20 protein-coding genes are annotated in these 16,920 nt (G+C 46.3%); 11 read left to right on the forward strand and 9 right to left on the reverse strand.

The window, feature by feature from the left end; translation table 11 throughout:
- Nucleotides 1-108: 108 nt before the first annotated feature.
- Nucleotides 109-564 (reverse strand): DUF2214 family protein, encoded by a 456-nt coding sequence (locus M0C34_RS01050; RefSeq protein WP_248713821.1) that lies wholly within the window; start codon nt 562-564, stop codon nt 109-111.
- A 137-nt stretch (nt 565-701) separates the two neighbouring features.
- Here M0C34_RS01050 and M0C34_RS01055 point away from each other — a divergent pair, with 137 nt between their 5' ends.
- Together M0C34_RS01055 and M0C34_RS01060 are read left to right on the forward strand one after the other, a co-directional pair.
- On the forward strand, nt 702-1,622 hold the full coding sequence (locus M0C34_RS01055; RefSeq protein ID WP_248713822.1) for a DMT family transporter: 921 nt from the start codon (nt 702-704) through the stop codon (nt 1,620-1,622).
- 104 nt (nt 1,623-1,726) lie between these two features.
- Nucleotides 1,727-2,635, forward strand: coding sequence for a patatin-like phospholipase family protein (locus tag M0C34_RS01060; RefSeq protein WP_248715572.1), 909 nt, complete (start codon nt 1,727-1,729; stop codon nt 2,633-2,635).
- 9 nt (nt 2,636-2,644) lie between these two features.
- On the opposite strand, the gene M0C34_RS01065 is transcribed toward M0C34_RS01060, so the two are convergent.
- The gene (locus tag M0C34_RS01065; RefSeq protein WP_248713823.1) at nt 2,645-3,022 is read right to left on the reverse strand and encodes a DUF2500 family protein; all 378 of its coding nucleotides are present in this window, start codon (nt 3,020-3,022) and stop codon (nt 2,645-2,647) included.
- A gap of 250 nt (nt 3,023-3,272) precedes the next feature.
- Between M0C34_RS01065 and M0C34_RS01070 the strand changes: the two genes are divergently transcribed.
- The 3 genes from M0C34_RS01070 to M0C34_RS01080 are packed head-to-tail and all read left to right on the forward strand — an operon-like array spanning nt 3,273 to nt 5,551.
- On the forward strand, nt 3,273-5,060 hold the full coding sequence (locus tag M0C34_RS01070; protein WP_248713824.1) for an intermembrane phospholipid transport protein YdbH family protein: 1,788 nt from the start codon (nt 3,273-3,275) through the stop codon (nt 5,058-5,060).
- The gene (locus M0C34_RS01075) at nt 5,018-5,218 is read left to right on the forward strand and encodes a YnbE family lipoprotein (protein WP_248713825.1); all 201 of its coding nucleotides are present in this window, start codon (nt 5,018-5,020) and stop codon (nt 5,216-5,218) included. Before M0C34_RS01070 ends, M0C34_RS01075 begins: the two co-directional genes overlap by 43 nt.
- A gap of 6 nt (nt 5,219-5,224) precedes the next feature.
- Nucleotides 5,225-5,551: a YdbL family probable chaperone protein gene (locus M0C34_RS01080; RefSeq protein ID WP_248713826.1), complete on the forward strand. Its 327-nt coding sequence runs from the start codon at nt 5,225-5,227 to the stop codon at nt 5,549-5,551.
- Here the strand turns inward: M0C34_RS01080 and M0C34_RS01085 are convergent.
- On the reverse strand, nt 5,548-5,880 hold the full coding sequence (locus M0C34_RS01085; protein ID WP_248713827.1) for a hypothetical protein: 333 nt from the start codon (nt 5,878-5,880) through the stop codon (nt 5,548-5,550). The two genes, M0C34_RS01080 and M0C34_RS01085, sit on opposite strands and share 4 nt — an antisense overlap.
- Before the next feature lie 275 nt (nt 5,881-6,155).
- On the reverse strand, nt 6,156-6,299 hold the full coding sequence (locus M0C34_RS01090; protein ID WP_248713828.1) for a hypothetical protein: 144 nt from the start codon (nt 6,297-6,299) through the stop codon (nt 6,156-6,158).
- Between the two features lie 287 nt (nt 6,300-6,586).
- Here M0C34_RS01090 and M0C34_RS01095 point away from each other — a divergent pair, with 287 nt between their 5' ends.
- Together M0C34_RS01095 and M0C34_RS01100 are read left to right on the forward strand one after the other, a co-directional pair.
- Entirely contained in the window at nt 6,587-6,976 is a 390-nt protein-coding gene (locus M0C34_RS01095; protein WP_248713829.1) for a SirB2 family protein, read from the forward strand.
- 15 nt (nt 6,977-6,991) lie between these two features.
- On the forward strand, nt 6,992-7,222 hold the full coding sequence (locus tag M0C34_RS01100) for a hypothetical protein (RefSeq protein WP_248713830.1): 231 nt from the start codon (nt 6,992-6,994) through the stop codon (nt 7,220-7,222).
- 454 nt (nt 7,223-7,676) lie between these two features.
- On the opposite strand, the gene M0C34_RS01105 is transcribed toward M0C34_RS01100, so the two are convergent.
- The 5 genes from M0C34_RS01105 to def form a co-directional block, all read right to left on the reverse strand.
- Complete coding sequence (locus M0C34_RS01105) at nt 7,677-9,131, reverse strand: TrkH family potassium uptake protein (RefSeq protein WP_248715573.1); 1,455 nt, start codon at nt 9,129-9,131, stop codon at nt 7,677-7,679.
- Between the two features lie 14 nt (nt 9,132-9,145).
- Nucleotides 9,146-10,522 (reverse strand): Trk system potassium transporter TrkA, encoded by a 1,377-nt coding sequence (gene trkA / locus M0C34_RS01110; RefSeq protein WP_248713831.1) that lies wholly within the window; start codon nt 10,520-10,522, stop codon nt 9,146-9,148.
- 70 nt (nt 10,523-10,592) lie between these two features.
- Nucleotides 10,593-11,915, reverse strand: a complete 1,323-nt coding sequence (rsmB, locus tag M0C34_RS01115; protein WP_248713832.1) for a 16S rRNA (cytosine(967)-C(5))-methyltransferase RsmB — start codon at nt 11,913-11,915, stop codon at nt 10,593-10,595.
- On the reverse strand, nt 11,908-12,864 hold the full coding sequence (gene fmt / locus M0C34_RS01120) for a methionyl-tRNA formyltransferase (protein WP_248713833.1): 957 nt from the start codon (nt 12,862-12,864) through the stop codon (nt 11,908-11,910). Before fmt ends, rsmB begins: the two co-directional genes overlap by 8 nt.
- Nucleotides 12,865-12,889: 25 nt before the next feature.
- The gene (gene def / locus M0C34_RS01125; RefSeq protein ID WP_248713834.1) at nt 12,890-13,390 is read right to left on the reverse strand and encodes a peptide deformylase; all 501 of its coding nucleotides are present in this window, start codon (nt 13,388-13,390) and stop codon (nt 12,890-12,892) included.
- Nucleotides 13,391-13,490: 100 nt separating this feature from the next.
- Here def and M0C34_RS01130 point away from each other — a divergent pair, with 100 nt between their 5' ends.
- The 4 genes from M0C34_RS01130 to M0C34_RS01145 all read left to right on the forward strand — a co-directional run bounded on the left by M0C34_RS01130 (nt 13,491) and on the right by M0C34_RS01145 (nt 16,918).
- Nucleotides 13,491-14,567 (forward strand): LysM peptidoglycan-binding domain-containing protein, encoded by a 1,077-nt coding sequence (locus M0C34_RS01130; RefSeq protein WP_248713835.1) that lies wholly within the window; start codon nt 13,491-13,493, stop codon nt 14,565-14,567.
- Nucleotides 14,568-15,671 carry a DNA-processing protein DprA gene (dprA, locus tag M0C34_RS01135; protein ID WP_248713836.1) on the forward strand — a complete coding sequence of 368 codons (1,104 nt, stop codon included), beginning with the start codon at nt 14,568-14,570 and terminating at the stop codon, nt 15,669-15,671.
- Between the two features lie 2 nt (nt 15,672-15,673).
- Complete coding sequence (locus M0C34_RS01140; protein WP_248713837.1) at nt 15,674-16,147, forward strand: DUF494 family protein; 474 nt, start codon at nt 15,674-15,676, stop codon at nt 16,145-16,147.
- Nucleotides 16,148-16,339: 192 nt separating this feature from the next.
- Complete coding sequence (locus tag M0C34_RS01145; RefSeq protein ID WP_248713838.1) at nt 16,340-16,918, forward strand: DNA topoisomerase family protein; 579 nt, start codon at nt 16,340-16,342, stop codon at nt 16,916-16,918.
- The last annotated feature ends 2 nt before the right edge of the window (nt 16,919-16,920 follow it).

The following is a 16,920-nucleotide window of genomic DNA, read 5'->3' on the forward strand; positions in this document are numbered from 1 at the left end:
AATGGCCTCTTTAAATTAGTCAGGCGTTGCCTTATTTCGGCTGCTCAGTATGAAGATTGAGTGAGCGTTTAGCGCGAAAATTATCACACTAAATGACACTGTTATCGACTAGCTGCCAAAACCTGCGCGTGCCAAGGTAACCAACATAGGAATTAGTAGTAAGGCACCTAGCTCTAGGCGGATTAACCAAATAACCGATGAATGCTGTCGATAGCTAATCATTGATGGTTTGCCTTGTTTTAGTGATTTTCGCCACCGATAGAAGGTAGTCGATGGGTAAATTGACAATAATACAACGGCAAAAAACAACAGCATTTTTAAGGCAAAAAATGGATTGTCTAAATACGAGTGGCTGGTGCTGTGGAATACAAAAAGGCGCAGGGCACCGGTAATAAAAATCAACACCGTGGAAAAAGCATGTGTCGCGTCGGCTAGCAGTAGCTTTTTCACATCATCTTCGGTCATTCCGCGACGGAATAAAAAGGCTTCTGAGTAGAGTGCTCCTGCCAGCAAAATAATTGCCGTTACATGCAACCCTGCATTAATCGCCTCAAGTAGATCCATTGATCGTTACCCATGAAAGTCTGTTAATTTAGAAAACGCTATCATCGCGCAGGCGGGATAGTACTGCAAAACAATGCGTGATGCTATACCCTAACAGCCCTAAGTGGTGGTCGTCTAGGGTAGATAAGGAAGTTGTCATGAAGGGAAAGCTGTTGGCTTATGGTTTGCTGGTACTACCCCCATTATTTTGGGCCGGAAATTTTGTTACGGGCCGCTATATTTCAGAACAAATCCCTGCAATGTCATTATCTTACTGGCGTTGGACGCTAGCAATGCTGATCGCCATGCCCTTGCTTTATCGCACCATGTGGCAACAGCGAGAAGTGATCGCTGCGAACGGTTTACGCATTGTAATACTGGCCTGCTTAGGGGTGGCGGGGTTTAACTCTTGTGTCTACATTGGCCTGCAAACCACCACCGCCACCAATGCCCTTATTATTAACTCGATGATCCCAATTTTTATTTTACTGGTGAGCTGGATTTGCTTAGGCAAACGGATCTCTGCTCGGCAGTTCATGGGTATTGTTTTGTCGTTTACTGGCGTACTCGCGTTATTGGTGAAAGGCCAGTGGCAGCAATTGGCGTCATTAAGTATTAATAGCGGCGATGCATGGATCGTATTGTCATCCCTCATTTGGGCTTTATATTCGATTGGTTTGCGCTTTAAGCCTGCCGATCTCACTGGTGCTGCATTTTTGGGGTGTACCTTGGTGGTGGGCTCATTGGTGCTAAGCCCTTTTTATTGGCTAAGTCTGCCTCAAGCTCAGTTCGAGCTAAGCAGAGCAAGTATCGCCGCCTTGGCCTATGTTGCCATTTTTCCTTCGCTGTTAGCCTATTTAGCATGGAACTACGGAGTAAAAGTGGTTGGCGCTAACATTGCGGGTCAGTATATTCATTTGATGCCATTATTTGGCGCGGTATTGAGTATTTCTTTTCTTGGCGAGCAACTGGCTAGTTACCATGCTTTAGGGGCATTGTTTATCGCTGTTGGTTTGTTAGTGGCCTTAGTTCCCTTTAAGCGATTAGCCGCTAGTATTGCCGGTTCAATCAAACGCTAATTTGCATCGTTAAAACCTATCAAATTCATAAAATCAATCGAATTTTAATATTGCTTCTGTGCCGTTAAGCTAGCGTCTTTGTTGACCTTATAAGGATGATAGTGATGTTGAATGCCGCGCCATCAATAAGCCCTTGCTCTGGGTCTTGTTATCGCAGCCCCATCGAAGGTGATATGGCCTTAATTGCCGAAGGGGGCGGGCAACGAGGCATATTTACTGCTGGGGTGTTAGACCGTTGGTTAGCCGCGGGCTTCAATCCATTTAGTCTATTGATTGGTACCTCTGCTGGTGCGCAAAATTTGTCGAGTTACATGACCTGTCAGCCGGGCTTTGCGCATAAATCAATAGCCTTAAGCTCCTCAAGTAAAAGGTTTTTTCGTTTGAGTCGTTCTATTGCTGGTCGCAGCGTAGTGGATTTAGATTGGTATTTTGAACAGGTTAATCAGCAAGCCGAGCCCTTAAAAGTAAATTGTGCTTCAGAGCAATTATTGCAACGACGTTTGTTGTTTGCTGCTACCAAAGTCGATGACAAAAGCGCTCAGTATTTCAGCCCAAACAGTGAAAACTGGATCGATTTTTTAAAAGCTTCAAGCGCTTTACCGTTTTTATATAAAGGGGGCGTAGACATTAATGGCCACAACTATGTTGATGGGGGCTTAGTGGCGCCGCTCCCCGTAGAAGAAGCCTATCGCCAAGGGGCGCGCAAAATAGTGGTTATTCGCACTAAACCCGAATCTTACCAAGTAGAGTCGCCTTGGATGCATTGGTTAAAAGCTTGGGTGTGTTCATCAGGGCAATGCCCGAAAGCCATTGACTACATGTTAGAGCATGAGCAGGCCTATAAGCGAGCCTTAGACTTTATCGCTCGGCCACCGCATGATGCACAAATAACTCAAATTTATCCCAGCCAAGAATTAGCCAGTAAATTGCTGGGTAGCAAGCAGGCCGATTTAGACAAAGACTACCAACTCGGTGTGGCAGCCGGAGAGCGCTTTTTGACATTGGCGAGCTAAGCGCTGGTATTAGTCGCTATTTTGCTGGGTATCTTCATTGAGCTCGGCGCTTTTAAAGCTAATTAAACGGCTGCCTTGGATGGTGAGTTCGCCGCGTAAATTTAGCTCTAGCTGCTCAAACTGGGCTTTTTTCACTTGGAAACGACGCGACTCTCCGCCTTCTTGTGGCCTAAATTCTACAAAGTAGCGGTAACGAATATGGCGGTTTTCGTTTTCTTTGTTGGAGTGTATTTTGGTCACCGGAACTTGCTCTCGTTTAGCAATCACAACCTGTAAGCTATGTAATGGTTGTTTTGAGTCCCAGCGTCGTTGCTGTACGTTTCGCCAAAGCTGATAAATCACCATGGTAATTATTAGCGCCATTACTGCCGACCACCACCAAGGCATTAGCAAGCTCCTTGTATTGAAAGCAATTTTATTGAAGTCAGAAACATAGCTATGTCCTTATAAGGTGGCTGAGTGGCTGAATGCGAATCACTATAATAACAAGACCTAAGGCTTGCTTAGGTCTTTAAGTTATCGCTATTCATTGCTGATTCGTCAAGCATAAATTAAGCAGTAACTATTGAGCGGCTCGTTATTTTGGCTAAAAGCGCTTAGTATGCGGGTATTAAAATCAAGCGATAGGATGGCTTGTTTGAGACGTTTCATGGCTAACTATGCCGCTGCTATTTTCTCTGGTTTAGCTTTACTACGGTCCGGTGTGTGGCTGTTTAGCCTGATCTTATGCAGTGGGGCAGCAGCCGCTAATGTTAGTGATTTAGCCGGCAACCTTGCCAAGGCTAACTGGGGGGGCTGCCCTGCGGTAACGAGCTCCGGTTTGCAAATACAAGGCTTGCCGCTGGCGTTAAACATTAAGCAGCTAGACCTTGATATTGCCTGTTTGCTAGAGCAAGGCTCTTCAGCCAGCCAAGCGGGGGGCTTTAAGCTGTCACAATGGCAAGCTCCTATACAGCAGATGTTTCAGCAGCTACAACGCTCACCGCTTAGCCTAGCTGCCACTAGCGTTGGGGTAGAGCAACTCAATATTGTGAATGGTGGGCAGTTGCTATTTCGCGGTGAGCTAAAGCTGGTACAGCAAGCGCAGCAATGGCAGGCCAATTTCCAAAGCAAAGGGGAGTTTGCCCTTACTTTAAAAGTGATGCCCAAGCAGGAAACGTTAGCGCTCAGTGCTAAGCTTTCGGCTAATAGCCTAACAACCCTTGCCACTCTTACCCAGCAATCGTGGTTAGCTGATCCTCGTTTAGCGGAAATGAAGCTAGCAATGTCTGGCAATGTGGGCAAGCAATTAGCCTTGTCGTTTGATATTCAGTTACCTGCCTATCCAGCTAGTTTGAAAGGTCAGTTAGCGGGGTGGCAAGCATGGCGAGTTACCGCCAGTAGCAGTGCGTTGCTGGTGAGCGATACGCGGGTCCCCGAGGCTCGCTGGCAGCTTGAGCAAAATCAATGGCAAGTGCATGTAGCCGATTGGTCGCTAGATGGCAGGGGGGAATGGCAACTAAGCCCTCAGCTAACGCTTGGTGGGCATTTACGTACTCATAATTTGTTGCCGCTACAACAGGCCTTAGTTGATTTACCCGCTCCGCTGAATTTGTTATCGGCTCAAGCTGCGTGTAGTTTTGATTGGGATATAGATACTTTTGAGAACCAATTTACCCTCGATGGTATTAATGCAATTTGGGATGAGTTGATTTTTGAAAACGGCTCGTTGAGTGGGCATATATCGCATCAAGCGGAAATAGGCTGGATGCACCAAGGCACGGCTAAATTAGCGCAATGGGATATTGGTATACCGCTTAGTCAGTTGTCGCTAGATTGGCGACAGACTCATGCGGCAACGCTCAGCCAGTGGAGCAGCGTACAGCTAGAAAATATTGGTTTTTCGGTATTGGGGGGAAGCGGCAATATTGTTCAACTTCCCTTAACACTGCCTAGCGAGGCAAGCTTGCAATTGCAGGGAGTTCAGTTGCCGGAGCTGGTGGCTTTATACCCCGAATTAGAACTGAGCATGCAGGGTTCTGTATCAGGCGATTTGCCGCTGCACATCAGCGAGCAAGGCCTAAGGATTGCTGGCGGCAATTTGGCGGTAGTAGAGCCGCAGGGACACATAGCCTTAACTCATCAATCGTTGGTGTCGGTGAAAGCGCAACATCCCTCTTTAGACTTTGCGTTGAGCTTATTGGAAGACTTTAACTATGAAAAGCTTGCAGCTCAGCTAGATTTTGCCGAAGATGGGCAACTAGATATGCAGGTTAAACTTATTGGGCGTAATCAACATGTCAGCCCAAGTTTGGTGACGGTGAACTATAGTCATCAAGAGAACATTTATCAGCTATTGCGAAGTTTACGCATTGGCGAACAATTGTCAGGACAACTGCAACAATGGATAGACGAAACATCTTTGTTAGCCGAGCCTTCGCCGTAGCGTTTTTGTTAGGCCTTAGCGCTTGCACGCCAAAAGTAGAGGTGGCGGTGGATAAGCCAATAACGGTTAATTTGAACGTTAAAATTGATCATGAAATTAGAGTTCGAGTTGATAAGCAGCTTGATGACTTATTCACCGATGAAAGCGGGCTATTTTAGGAGAGTATGATGAAGTGGAATAGCTGGATAATCGCCTTGTTGTTGAGCCTTAGCTTTTCTGTATTTGCTATCGAGCTAGATGCAGCTAAAGCCAATGGCTGGGTTGGCGAACAAACCAATGGTTTGTTGGGTGTGGTAAGCCATGCTAGCGAAGTGACTCACTTGGTGAAAGATATAAACCAAAAGCGGGTCGCTAAATATAAACAGATCGCCCTTGAAAATGGCTTAACAGAGCAGCAAGTAGCGACACTGGCAGGTAAAAAAGCCATTGAACGCTCAAGCAGCGGCGCTTACATTCAGTCGGCTACAGGCGACTGGCTGCAAAAACCTTAATCTACGGAGTGCGCGCGTAAGTATTCGGTCACTTCGGCGGTAATGCCTTGGTAGCTAGTGATACACGCTTGCAAGTCATCCGCTGGGGCTTGGCTGTGTTTCAGCTGTTTGACGCAATGAGTTAAGCTTGGGCTACACAGTAGCGAAGCAAGCCCTTGAAGTTGCATTAGCAGGCCCGCCGAGCAACGCTGTTGCTGCTGGGCTTGTTTTAGCAAGCTTAACTCTTGTTCTGCACCGTTTAAATAATCCCCCAGCCAGTGCTGCAATAGCAGTGGATTACCAAACTGAGCTTTTAGCTTAAACCAATCGATATTTTCTAAATTATTCATGCTGGTGGCGTATCTACCGTTAATGGAAACTGGGATGTTTTGTTCATTGCTGCAGGTGAGTCCCATTTATTGGATTTTAACCACATTAGCGCGATCAAAGCTAGAGGTGCGCAGTTCGAGATAACGTAAACCACCACAGCAGCTCGCGATAAACAGGTTACTTTGTCTGCTTAAGTTATGAGTAAGGCTGATGAACCGAGAGGGAGATGCAACAGGATAAAATGTAGGCATGGTGTAGCGTTAAATAAAAAAGGCAGCTAACGCTGCCTCGATGATTAATCCAGTTCCGACTGAGGTGGCTCAAATTCAGCGATTTCGTTTGGATCAATTCCCAATTCCTGACAAGCATCTAAAAATGACGCTCCCGTATGGCACATTAAAATGTCGATGGCGGGAAGCAAACTTGGTACTTCAGACATGGCCGACTCCGGTAATTGTTAATAAAAAGATAATGAGTATCGGTCACTCTCCCACAAATACGCTCGCGACCCAAGAGAGCTAGATCACGTTATTTACTTTGTTTTGTACAAAAAAAGCACAGCTATTGAGCGATTATGTGAGTATAAGCGGTTATTTTGTGAGTAATCAGCAACCTATGCACAATATGGGGCAGCGCAATTGTTAAAAAATATTTGTGGTCTGCAAGGCTTGCCAATACACTGACTGTCTTTAGTTGGGACGCATTTACAATAATCAGGGAAAAACCATGCTTGAGTATTACTCAGTAGTGAAACACTTACATATGACTTTAGCGATGCTCAGTATTGTTGGCTTTATTGGTCGATGGATATTAGCCCTGAAAGGTTCGGCCATGCTCAGCAAAACGTGGTTGAAGGTTGTACCGCATATTGTTGATACCTTATTGCTTACTGCAGCAATACTATTATGCTTGATGTTAGAGCAGTATCCGATTGCCCAAGATTGGTTGACGGCTAAAGTAGTGCTGTTGGTGGTGTATATCGTTTTGGGTGTCTTTGCCTTGAAGCGAGCACCTAATCAGTTAGTGCGCTTGTTGGCTGGCAGTGCGGCTATTGCGGTATTTGTGCAATTATTGGTGGTGGCTTTTACTCGTTCACCCTTGGGTATGTTTGCTTAAAATTAAGGAGCGATAATGTTTAGTGATGCGCTACGTTCATTATTATTGAGCTTATGGCGTTTTTCAATTGTTTACAGCGTGCTGATCATCGGCTGGTTATATTGCCGTATTACTGGGCAAACCTTTGCTGAGATAGATGATGGCATTAGTCAGCATAAGCTAATCATTATTGGCCTTTATTTGGCTTATTTAGGGGTGTGGCTGTTGGTAAACCCACGTTTGTCTCGGATACGCCGTCCCTATTAGCCGAGTGACTATTGGTAGCGCCAATAGCTAGAAATTAACAACACTAACACGGTAAGCACTTCCAAACGCCTTGTAGTATTCCTAAATATAATAAGTGCTTAGCTGGGTCTGGCTGAATAGGTAGTGGGTGGGCATTAGCCTATCACCGAAGCTGTTATTTGTAGCGCCAATAGCTAGAAATTAACAACACTAACACGGTAAGCACTTCCAAACGCCTTGTAGTATTCCTAAATATAATAAGTACTTAGCTGGGTCTGGCTGAATAGGTAGTGGGTGGGCATTGAGGTCTTAGCCTACCACCGTAGCTGTTATTTGTAGCGCCAATAGCTAGAAATTAACAACACTAATACGGTAAGCACTTCCAAACGCCTTGTAGTATTCCTAAATATAATAAGTACTTAGCTGGGTCTGGCTGAATAGGTAGTGGGTGGGTATTAGCCTATCACCGAAGCTGTTATTTGTAGCGCCAATAGCTAGGAATTAACAACACTAATACGGTAAGCACTTCCAAACGGCCCAGTAGCATGCCTAAAGACAATAACCATTTAGCCGAATCTGGAAGCAAGTGAAAGTTGTGGTCTGGGCCAATCACATGGCCCAATCCTGGGCCTACATTGGCCAAGGCGGTCATGGCACCCGATAATGCGGTTATGGGGTCTAGGCCTAGCAGGGCTAAACCACTCGCTAACAAAATAAGGGTAAAGAAAAAAGCAAAAATAAAGGCCACTAAAGAGCGGATATGTTGCTCACTCACTTGCCGACTATTGTAGCGATGAGGGTAAATACCGTTGGGGTGTACCAGTTGTTTCAGCTGGCGGGAGAACAAGCCACTGGCCAGTTGAAAACGGAATATTTTTATCCCGCCAGAAGTCGAGCCAGAACATGCCCCCACCATCATCAAGAAAATAAACAGCACTGTAGTAAAATTGCCCCAATGGCTAAAATCGGTCAGCCCGTAACCGGTGGTGGTAACAATAGAGATAATGTTAAAAATACTGATCCGCAACGCGTCTATCAGTGGGAAAGTGCCGTGTAGCCAAAGCCACAAGCTCATCATACCGCCCACACAAACGATTAAGGTGATAAAGCCGCGTACTTGTGCATCTCGCCAAATAAGGTGTAAGTCTTTATGCCTGATGGTCTGAACCAGCAATAAAAAGGGGAGGCCGCCCAGCAACATAAATACACTGCCCACCCAGTGGCTGGCATTACTAAAATGGGCCATTGATTGATCTGAGGTGGAGTAACCACCAGTGGAAATGGTGGTCATGGCGTGATTAATTGCTTCAAACCAATTCATCCCAGTCAGATGGTAGGCAATGGCGCAGAGTAGTGACAACAACAAGTAGACCGTTAGCATGCTGCTGGCTACATTTTTGGTTTTAGGGGTATTTTTATCTGACCAATCAGAAGATTCGGTTTGGAATAACCGCATGCCACCTACATTTAAAAATGGCAGTATCGCCACGCTTAATACAATAAAGCCTATGCCGCCAAGCCATTGCAGCATTGAGCGCCATAATAGCGCGCTTCTGGGCATCTCATCTAAACCCGCTAATACCGTTGAACCAGTGGTGGTTAGCCCAGACATGGTCTCGAAAAATGCATCGGTAAAGCTAATATGGTCGATGCGATACAGTGGCAGAGCACCAAAAATACAGGCTATTAGCCAAACGGTGGTGGTCAAAAGAAACATACCGCGCACTGAAAGCTTAAAGCTGGGGCGTTTGCCCCAGCGAATGAGTGCAAAGGCGGTTGTCTGGGTTAATACAATGGTATAAAAAAATTCAACGTAATCAGGTTCGTCGTAAGCCATGCCAATAGCTAACGGCGCTAGCATCAACAAACTGAGTTTGGAGAGAACCAGCCCAGTCATGAACATGATGGGCCGAATATCGGGTGTAATCATCACAACAAAAAAGCCTACAAGAAGAACGGGCTAGGTTGGAACAAACGTTCTACTTCAGGGATGAATTTCTTATCAACTAAGAACATCACCACATGGTCATCTTGTTCTATTACCGTATGATCGTGAGCAATGATTACTTCGTGACCTCGCACTACTGCACCAATGGTGGTGCCCGGGGGAAGTTTTAGTTCGCCAATACTGCGGCCAACGACCTTTGAGGTGCTGCTGTCGCCGTGGGCGATTGCTTCAATGGCTTCGGCTGCGCCACGGCGCAGAGAATAGACGTTGACAATATCGGCGCGCCGCACATGCGTGAGCAGCGCTGAAATAGTCGCTTGTTGCGGTGAGATGGCAATATCGATGGTGCCACCTTGCACTAACTCAACATAGGCGCCACGTTGAATCAACACCATGACTTTCTTAGCGCCCATGCGTTTAGCCAACATGGCCGACATAATGTTGGCTTCGTCGTCGTTGGTTACCGCAATAAAAACATCCACTTGTTCGATGTTCTCTTCACTGAGCAGCTCTTGGTCTGATGCGTCACCACAGAACACAATCGTGTTGTTGAGCATTTCGGCCAGTTGTTCTGCGCGGCGTTGGTTATGTTCGATAAGTTTGACGCTATATTGGCTTTCTAAGCGTTTAGCTAAGGCTGCACCAATGTTACCTCCACCCACAATCATTAGCCGTCGGTAGGGCTTTTCTAACTTTTGCAGTTCGCCCATAACTTTTCTGATGTGGTCGCTGGCGGCTACAAAAAACACTTCGTCATCGGCTTCGATAACCGTGGTTCCCTGTGGCCGAATAGCGCGCCCCTGACGGAAAATAGCGGCTACACGGGTTTCAATATCAGGAATGTGATCGCGCAATACCGATAAGGCATTGCCTACTAAGGGGCCGCCATAGTAGGCCTTAATGGCGACAAGGCCTACTCGACCGCGAGCAAACTGCATAACTTGCAGTGCGCCGGGGTAATCAATCAAGCGGCTAATGTAGTCGGTGACTAGCTGTTCTGGGGCAATGAGATGGTCGAGCGGTACCGCTTCGTTACAAAACAATGCCTCTTTTTCTGCTAATAATTCTTCAGAGCGGATCCGCGCCACTTTGTTGGGAGTATTAAATAGCGTGTAGGCAATTTGGCAGGCTGCCATGTTTGTTTCATCGCTATTGGTGACCGCAACTAGCATGTCGGCGTCATGGGCACCGGCTTCACGCAGCACGCTAGGGTGAGCTGCGTGGCCAAATACGACCTGTAAATCAAACTTATCTTGTAGCTCTCTTAAGCGATCTTGGTCAGTATCCACCAAGGTGATATCTGATTTCTCGCCAACCAAGTTTTCTGCTAACGTGCCGCCTACTTGGCCCGCTCCAAGAATGATGATTTTCATTATCCTAACAATACCTTAAGCATTCATTGCTAATTTTTAAGTGTCACCGTTACCGCACGTAATGGCAAGCTCAACTAACACTTTTGCGCAGACGCGCATAATAAAAGCCGTCCATGTTATTGTCACCGGGCAAAAGTTGCCATCCAGGTTGCTCTGGCGTTTCATCAGGGTTAATGGCTATTAGCTCGGCATCGTCTGTTTGTTGCAAAAAAGCCGCGATTTGCTGGCTATTTTCATCTGGTAATACCGAACACGTTGCGTATAACAGTGTTCCACCCGGTTTGAGTTGATGCCACAGGGCGCTAAGAATCTCTTTTTGCAGTTTCACAAGCTCTGCAATATCTGATTCTCGACGCAGCCATTTAATGTCGGGGTGACGACGAATAACGCCGGTGGCTGAACATGGCGCATCTAACAATATCCGGTCAAAGGGCTGGGTATTCCATTGCTCTGGTTTGCTGGCGTCGGCGCAATGCAAGGTAGCTTTGAGACCGATTCTGTCTAAGTTTTCAGTTACTCTATTTAACCGCGTTTGCTCAGTATCTACCGCCACTAGCTCAGACAGTTGTGGTTGCAGCTCAAGAATATGGCAGGTTTTTCCGCCAGGTGCGGCGCAGGCATCCAATACCCGTTCACCGGCTTGAGCGTCTAACAAACTTGCAGCCATTTGCGCGGCGCCGTCTTGCACTGAGGCTGCCCCTTCTGCAAAGTTAGGCAGTTTATGTACAGCTTGAGCCTTTTCTAAACATAGCGCTTGTAGAGCGATGTTAGAAGCTTGGCTGGCTATTTCTAGCTCACTGAGTTGCGCTTGGTAGCTATCGCGCTGACCTTGCAAGGCATTGACCCTTATCCACATTGGCGCATGTTGGTTGTTAGCATCTAAAATGTCGCGCCAATGCTGCGGATAAGCGGCTTTGATGCGTTTAGTTATCCAGCTTGGGTGACAATATTGCAAACCGTCATTGGCGGTGAGTTGTGGCTCTAGTTGCTCGCGCTGGCGCTCAGCGTTTCTCAGTACCCCATTGACCAGCTTTTTTAAGCTATGCAGCTTTAATTGGCTGGTGGCTGACACGGTTTCTGATACTGCCGCATGAGCAGGTACTCGCATATAGAACAGTTGGTATAGCCCCACCATTAGTAGGAAATGGCCGTTGCGGATTTTGCCTTTCAGTGGCTTATCCATTAGCTGTTGCAGTACCGCTTCAAAACGCGGTAACCAACGCAGCACACCGAAACACAGTTCTTTTACCAGGGCATGGTCGCGCGGTACTACTTGGGGTAATACCCTAGGTAACATTTGGCTGAGAGATTGGCCCTGATCGACCACTTGATACAATATATTTGCGGCGGCGGCTCGGGCGTTAATTTGTTTAGTTTTTGGCTGTTCAGCCATGGTTACTCTCCAACACACTATTGACGGTAAACCAGTCTTTACGTGCGTTAAGTACATCGGCGGCTGGTAGGGCTTTTTTACCCGGAATTTGAATCTGTTCTAAACGCAGCGCATTTTTACCTGTCGCCACAACAATACCGGCTTTATCGGCGCTAATAATCGTTCCGGCAGGGCTGTCGGTAGCGGTGCTGACAACGCTGGCCTGCCATACTTTGATATTCTGGTCGGCCACTTGAAAATAACTAACAGGCCATGGATTAAAGGCGCGAATACAGCGTTCGATGAAGGCTGCGTCTTGTTGCCAGTCGATACAGGCTTCTGCTTTGCTGAGCTTTTTAGCATAGTTTGCTTGCGTATCATCTTGCGGCGTTGCCGTGAGCTTGCCTTGGGCGATGCCGTCTAGCGCTTTAATAAGCGCGTGCGGGCCAACCTCTGCAAGCCGGTTATACAGTGAAGCGCTGGTTTCATCACTGGCAATTTCAAGTTCATCTAACTGCAGCATGTCACCGGTATCTAGGCCTATATCCATTTGCATAATGGTGACGCCTGAATGGCTATCTCCGGCCCAAATTGCCCGTTGAATAGGCGCCGCTCCACGCCAGCGTGGTAGCAGTGAACCATGCACATTAATACAACCCAAACGTGGCGTATCAAGAATTACCTGAGGTAACAGCAAGCCGTAAGCGACCACCACCATTAAATCGGCGTTTAACTCGGCGAGCTGCTGTTGGGCGTCTTCACTCTTAAAGTTCTCGGGCTGAAAAACGCTTATACCGTGCTGTTCTGCGAGTTGTTTAACTGGGCTAGCCTGCAGTTTTTTGCCTCGGCCTGCGGGTCGATCTGGCTGCGTATAGGCGGCAATTACCTGATGTTTACTATCGAGTAAGGCTGAAAGGTGGCGCGCCGCAAAATCGGGCGTACCTGCAAAAATGATCCGCAATGGTGTCACGCTTCTCTCCACAATGCTTAGCTGATTACTTGCGACGAGCAAGCTTTTCTAATTTTACTTTCACTCGTTGGCGCTTTAGTGGCGACAAGTAGTCAATGAACAGCTTACCTTTGAGGTGATCGAGTTCATGCTGAATACAAATGGCTAATAAGCCCTCTGCTTCAAAAGTGTGTTCGTTCCCTTCAGCATCGAGTGACTTAACTTTAATCTTTTCGGCTCTTGGTACTTGCGCTCGATATTCAGGTACCGACAAGCAGCCCTCTTCATTGAGTGCTTCACCATCCGCTTCAATAATCTCAGGATTGATCAAAGCGAGTCTTTGGTCTCGCTGTTCTGATACATCAATCACTACAATTTGCTTGTGAATGTTGACCTGGGTCGCAGCTAGACCAACTCCTTCCTCTAGATACATGGTTTCAAACATGTTTTCGATTATAGTTGTAATATTATCGTCAATATTTTTAACAGGTTGCGCTATAGTCCGTAATCGTTCGTCAGGAAAACGCAGTACTTCAAGTAAAGCCATAACTTCTTTCTTTAATCAGGTTTTGGTAGATTGTGGTAATTCTAGTCATTTATGTGACTAAAAAACAGCTTTGGATATAGGGATGTCGCTGGGAGACACTATGAAAGGGAAGAAATTGGTTTGGCTTTGGGCCTGTTTGATGTTGTTTGTGGGGGGCGCTCTTGCTGACACATTGAAATTAAAGGAGAATTTTCCCGAAGTTTATGTGGTTAAAAAAGGTGATACCTTATGGGATATATCAGCTTTATATTTACATTCACCTTGGTTGTGGCCGCGTTTATGGCAGTTTAACCCTCAGGTTGAAAACCCTCACTTGATTTACCCTGGCGATCGTTTGTCGCTAATTTATGAAAACGGTGAGCCTCGCTTAGTTCGCAAGCGTATTGTTAAAGTTTCTCCTAAAGTACATGTTGAGGAAAAAGCTAGCCCAATTCCAACTGTGCCATTAGCCGCAATTAGTGCATTTTTAAGTCACGATCATATTGTTGACGAAGATGCCCTTAAAAATGCGCCTTATGTATTGGGTGATAATGATGCGCAATCTCGAATCGCGATTGGTCGAGCGATGTATGTTAGAGGGCAGTCTAAACCCGGTAAGTATTACGGTGTTTATCGTGTTGCCGATAAGTATAGAGATCCTGAGACGAAGGAAGAATTAGGCCAAACCTTAACCTTTATTGCCGTGGCGGTATCTGAACGCCTGCATGAGAATAATATTACTCAGTTCAAAGTCACTCAGGTATTAAACGAGATTAACCAGGGCGATATTTTGTTGGAACTGCCCGACCAAGACCGTCTTCCTGCTTATTTTGTACCTAATAACAAGCAGCTAGACAGCAGTGGCTACATTGTATCGGCCGCTACTGATACCTCGGTAATGAGCCGTTACGACGTGGTTATTATCAACAAAGGTACCCGTGATCAAGTGGCTCCAGGTGATATGTTTGCCATTGCTCAGCCTGGAACGGTGATGATTGATAAGGTTAAGCGTAAATCTTACGAGGAAATGGCCAATCACTTTGACCGTGCGTTTAATAACGAAGAGCAATTAGTGACTTTGCCCAATGAAAAAGTGGGTGAGTTGATGGTGTTTAAAGCTTATGAAAAATTAAGCTACGCCATTATCACCGATAGCAAAGTTATTTTGCGTGAAAACTATCTGGTGGAGAACCTATAGTTGCTACCGAGTTTATCGGTAGTTCAATATCTTCAGCTTGCAGGTGTGCCACGGTTTTCTGTGTCACGCCTGCAGGTGGCTTTAAGCCATTGCTCTATTGAGCAATTATTGGCTGCCGATGATGCACAGTTACAAGCTTGGCAGTTTAGCCCTCAACAAATTTCTGCACTACGCCAACCTAACCAAGCGCGGATTAACGCGGCTTTAACTTGGTTAGAGCAAGAGCATTGCTATGTCATCGGTTGTTTTGACCCCTTGTACCCCGAATGCTTGCGAAACATTCAACGCCCGCCAATGTTGTTATTTGTGCGCGGCAATCCTCAGTTATTAATTAAACCTCAGTTAGCGATAGTGGGCAGTAGACATGCCAGTGTATCGGGGCTTAATCATGCTCAAGGTTTTGCCCTAAAGCTGGCTCAGCAAGGGCTAACGATAACCAGTGGCTTAGCCTTGGGTATTGACGCGGCGGCGCATAAAGGGGCCTTGGCGGCCCGCGCCGATGCCACCATTGCGGTGGTCGCGACTGGGCTAGACAGAGTTTACCCCAAACGCCATCAGCAACTGGCGCATGACATTGTGCAACAAGGCGCTATTGTCAGTGAGTTTTGGCCCGGCACCGCCGCCAAAGCCAACCATTTCCCTCGGCGTAATCGAATTATAAGTGGTTTGAGCCAAGCGGTATTGGTGGTGCAAGCGGGATTACCCAGTGGTTCATTACTTACCGCCAATTACGCTGCCGAACAAAGCCGAGACGTATTTGCTGTGCCAGGGTCAATTGATGACCCCTTACATGCAGGCTGTCATCATTTGATCCAACAAGGCGCTAAACTGGTGACTACGCCGGTCGATATAGTAGAAGAGTTAAGGGGTTTTAATGTTCAAGCTAGCTTGCCTTTATCGGAGGCGGAACAAATTATGCGAGAACAAGATTTGCCTTATCGTCAATTGTTGGATAACGTAGCCTATGAGACAACGTCAATTGATGATTTGGTCTTAAGCACTCAACAACCTGTTGATGCTGTACTGGCTCAGTTAACTGAGCTTGAGATATTGGGTGTTGTGGCCGTTGTGCCAGGTGGTTACGTCAAGCTGAGGAGGAACTAACTATGTTTGATATCCTCATGTATCTATTTGAAACCTACATTCATAGTGATGTAGAGCTATTGATGGATCACGATGAGCTAACAGAAGAGCTTAGCCGTGCTGGATTTCATAAAGAAGAAATTTATAAGGCTTTAGATTGGTTAGAGCAACTTGCTGCGCTACAAGATAGTGATAAGCAACCCTACTTAAACCCTTCTGAAATTCCGTCTTTGCGCATTTACACGGCGCCAGAAATTGCCAAACTGGACGTATCTTGTCGTGGCTTTCTATTGTTTTTAGAGCAAATGAAAGTGTTAAATGCAGAAACTCGCGAAATGGTAATTGATCGAATAATGGAGCTAGATGGGCCAGAACTCGAGTTGGAAGATTTAAAATGGATCATTTTAATGGTGCTATTTAATGTTCCCGGTAGTGAGTCGGCTTATCAGCAAATGGAAGAGCTGTTATTTGATTTAGGTGACGGGCCCTTACACTAAAAAGGTCTAGAGCTTTATTTGTGGTTACACCGCCTAATGGCGGTGTAGCTAAAGCGTAGTGTTTGTAAAATAGACTGCCATTCGATTTTCCCCCACATCTTTAGTTTTTTTAATTGCCATCTACTGGTATCTAATCAATGCGTGTTAAGCGTCGATTTTGTTATGCTTAGCTCAGTTGAATGAGGTGTTACCATGTCAAAGATAGATCCTAAGCTATTTTCTGCTCACGAACATGCTTTAGAAAAAGAATATGACGTTTGCCCTAAATGTGGTGGCGAGTTGCAGCACCGGAACAGTAAGTCAGGCCCTTTTTTAGGGTGTAGCCAGTATCCAAGCTGCGATTATAGTCGTGCCCTGCATCAGCAGGATCACTCGCTAGATAAAGTATTGCCAGGCACCACATGCCCTGAATGCGGTAAGGAGCTTATGCTGCGCCAAGGTCGCTATGGGATGTTTATTGGTTGTAGTGGCTTTCCGAGTTGCCAACACATTGAGTCAGCCCAACCACAGGCTGAAAGCGCACCTGAGATAAGTTGTCCGTCGTGTAATAAAGGCTTGCTGGCTTCGCGTCAGTCACGTTTTGGTAAAACCTTTTACGCTTGTAATGCTTATCCTAAATGTTCCTATGCGGTGAATGACCAACCGGTCGCTAAACCTTGCCCCGATTGCGGTTGGAAATTACTGGTACTGAAGAAAACGGCAGCCGGTAAGCGAGAAGTGTGTCCGCAAAAAAGTTGTCGTTATAAGAGTGCACCGCTGGTAGAGAGCTAAGC

The organism is Agarivorans sp. TSD2052 (genome assembly GCF_023238625.1).
GTDB lineage: Bacteria > Pseudomonadota > Gammaproteobacteria > Enterobacterales > Celerinatantimonadaceae > Agarivorans.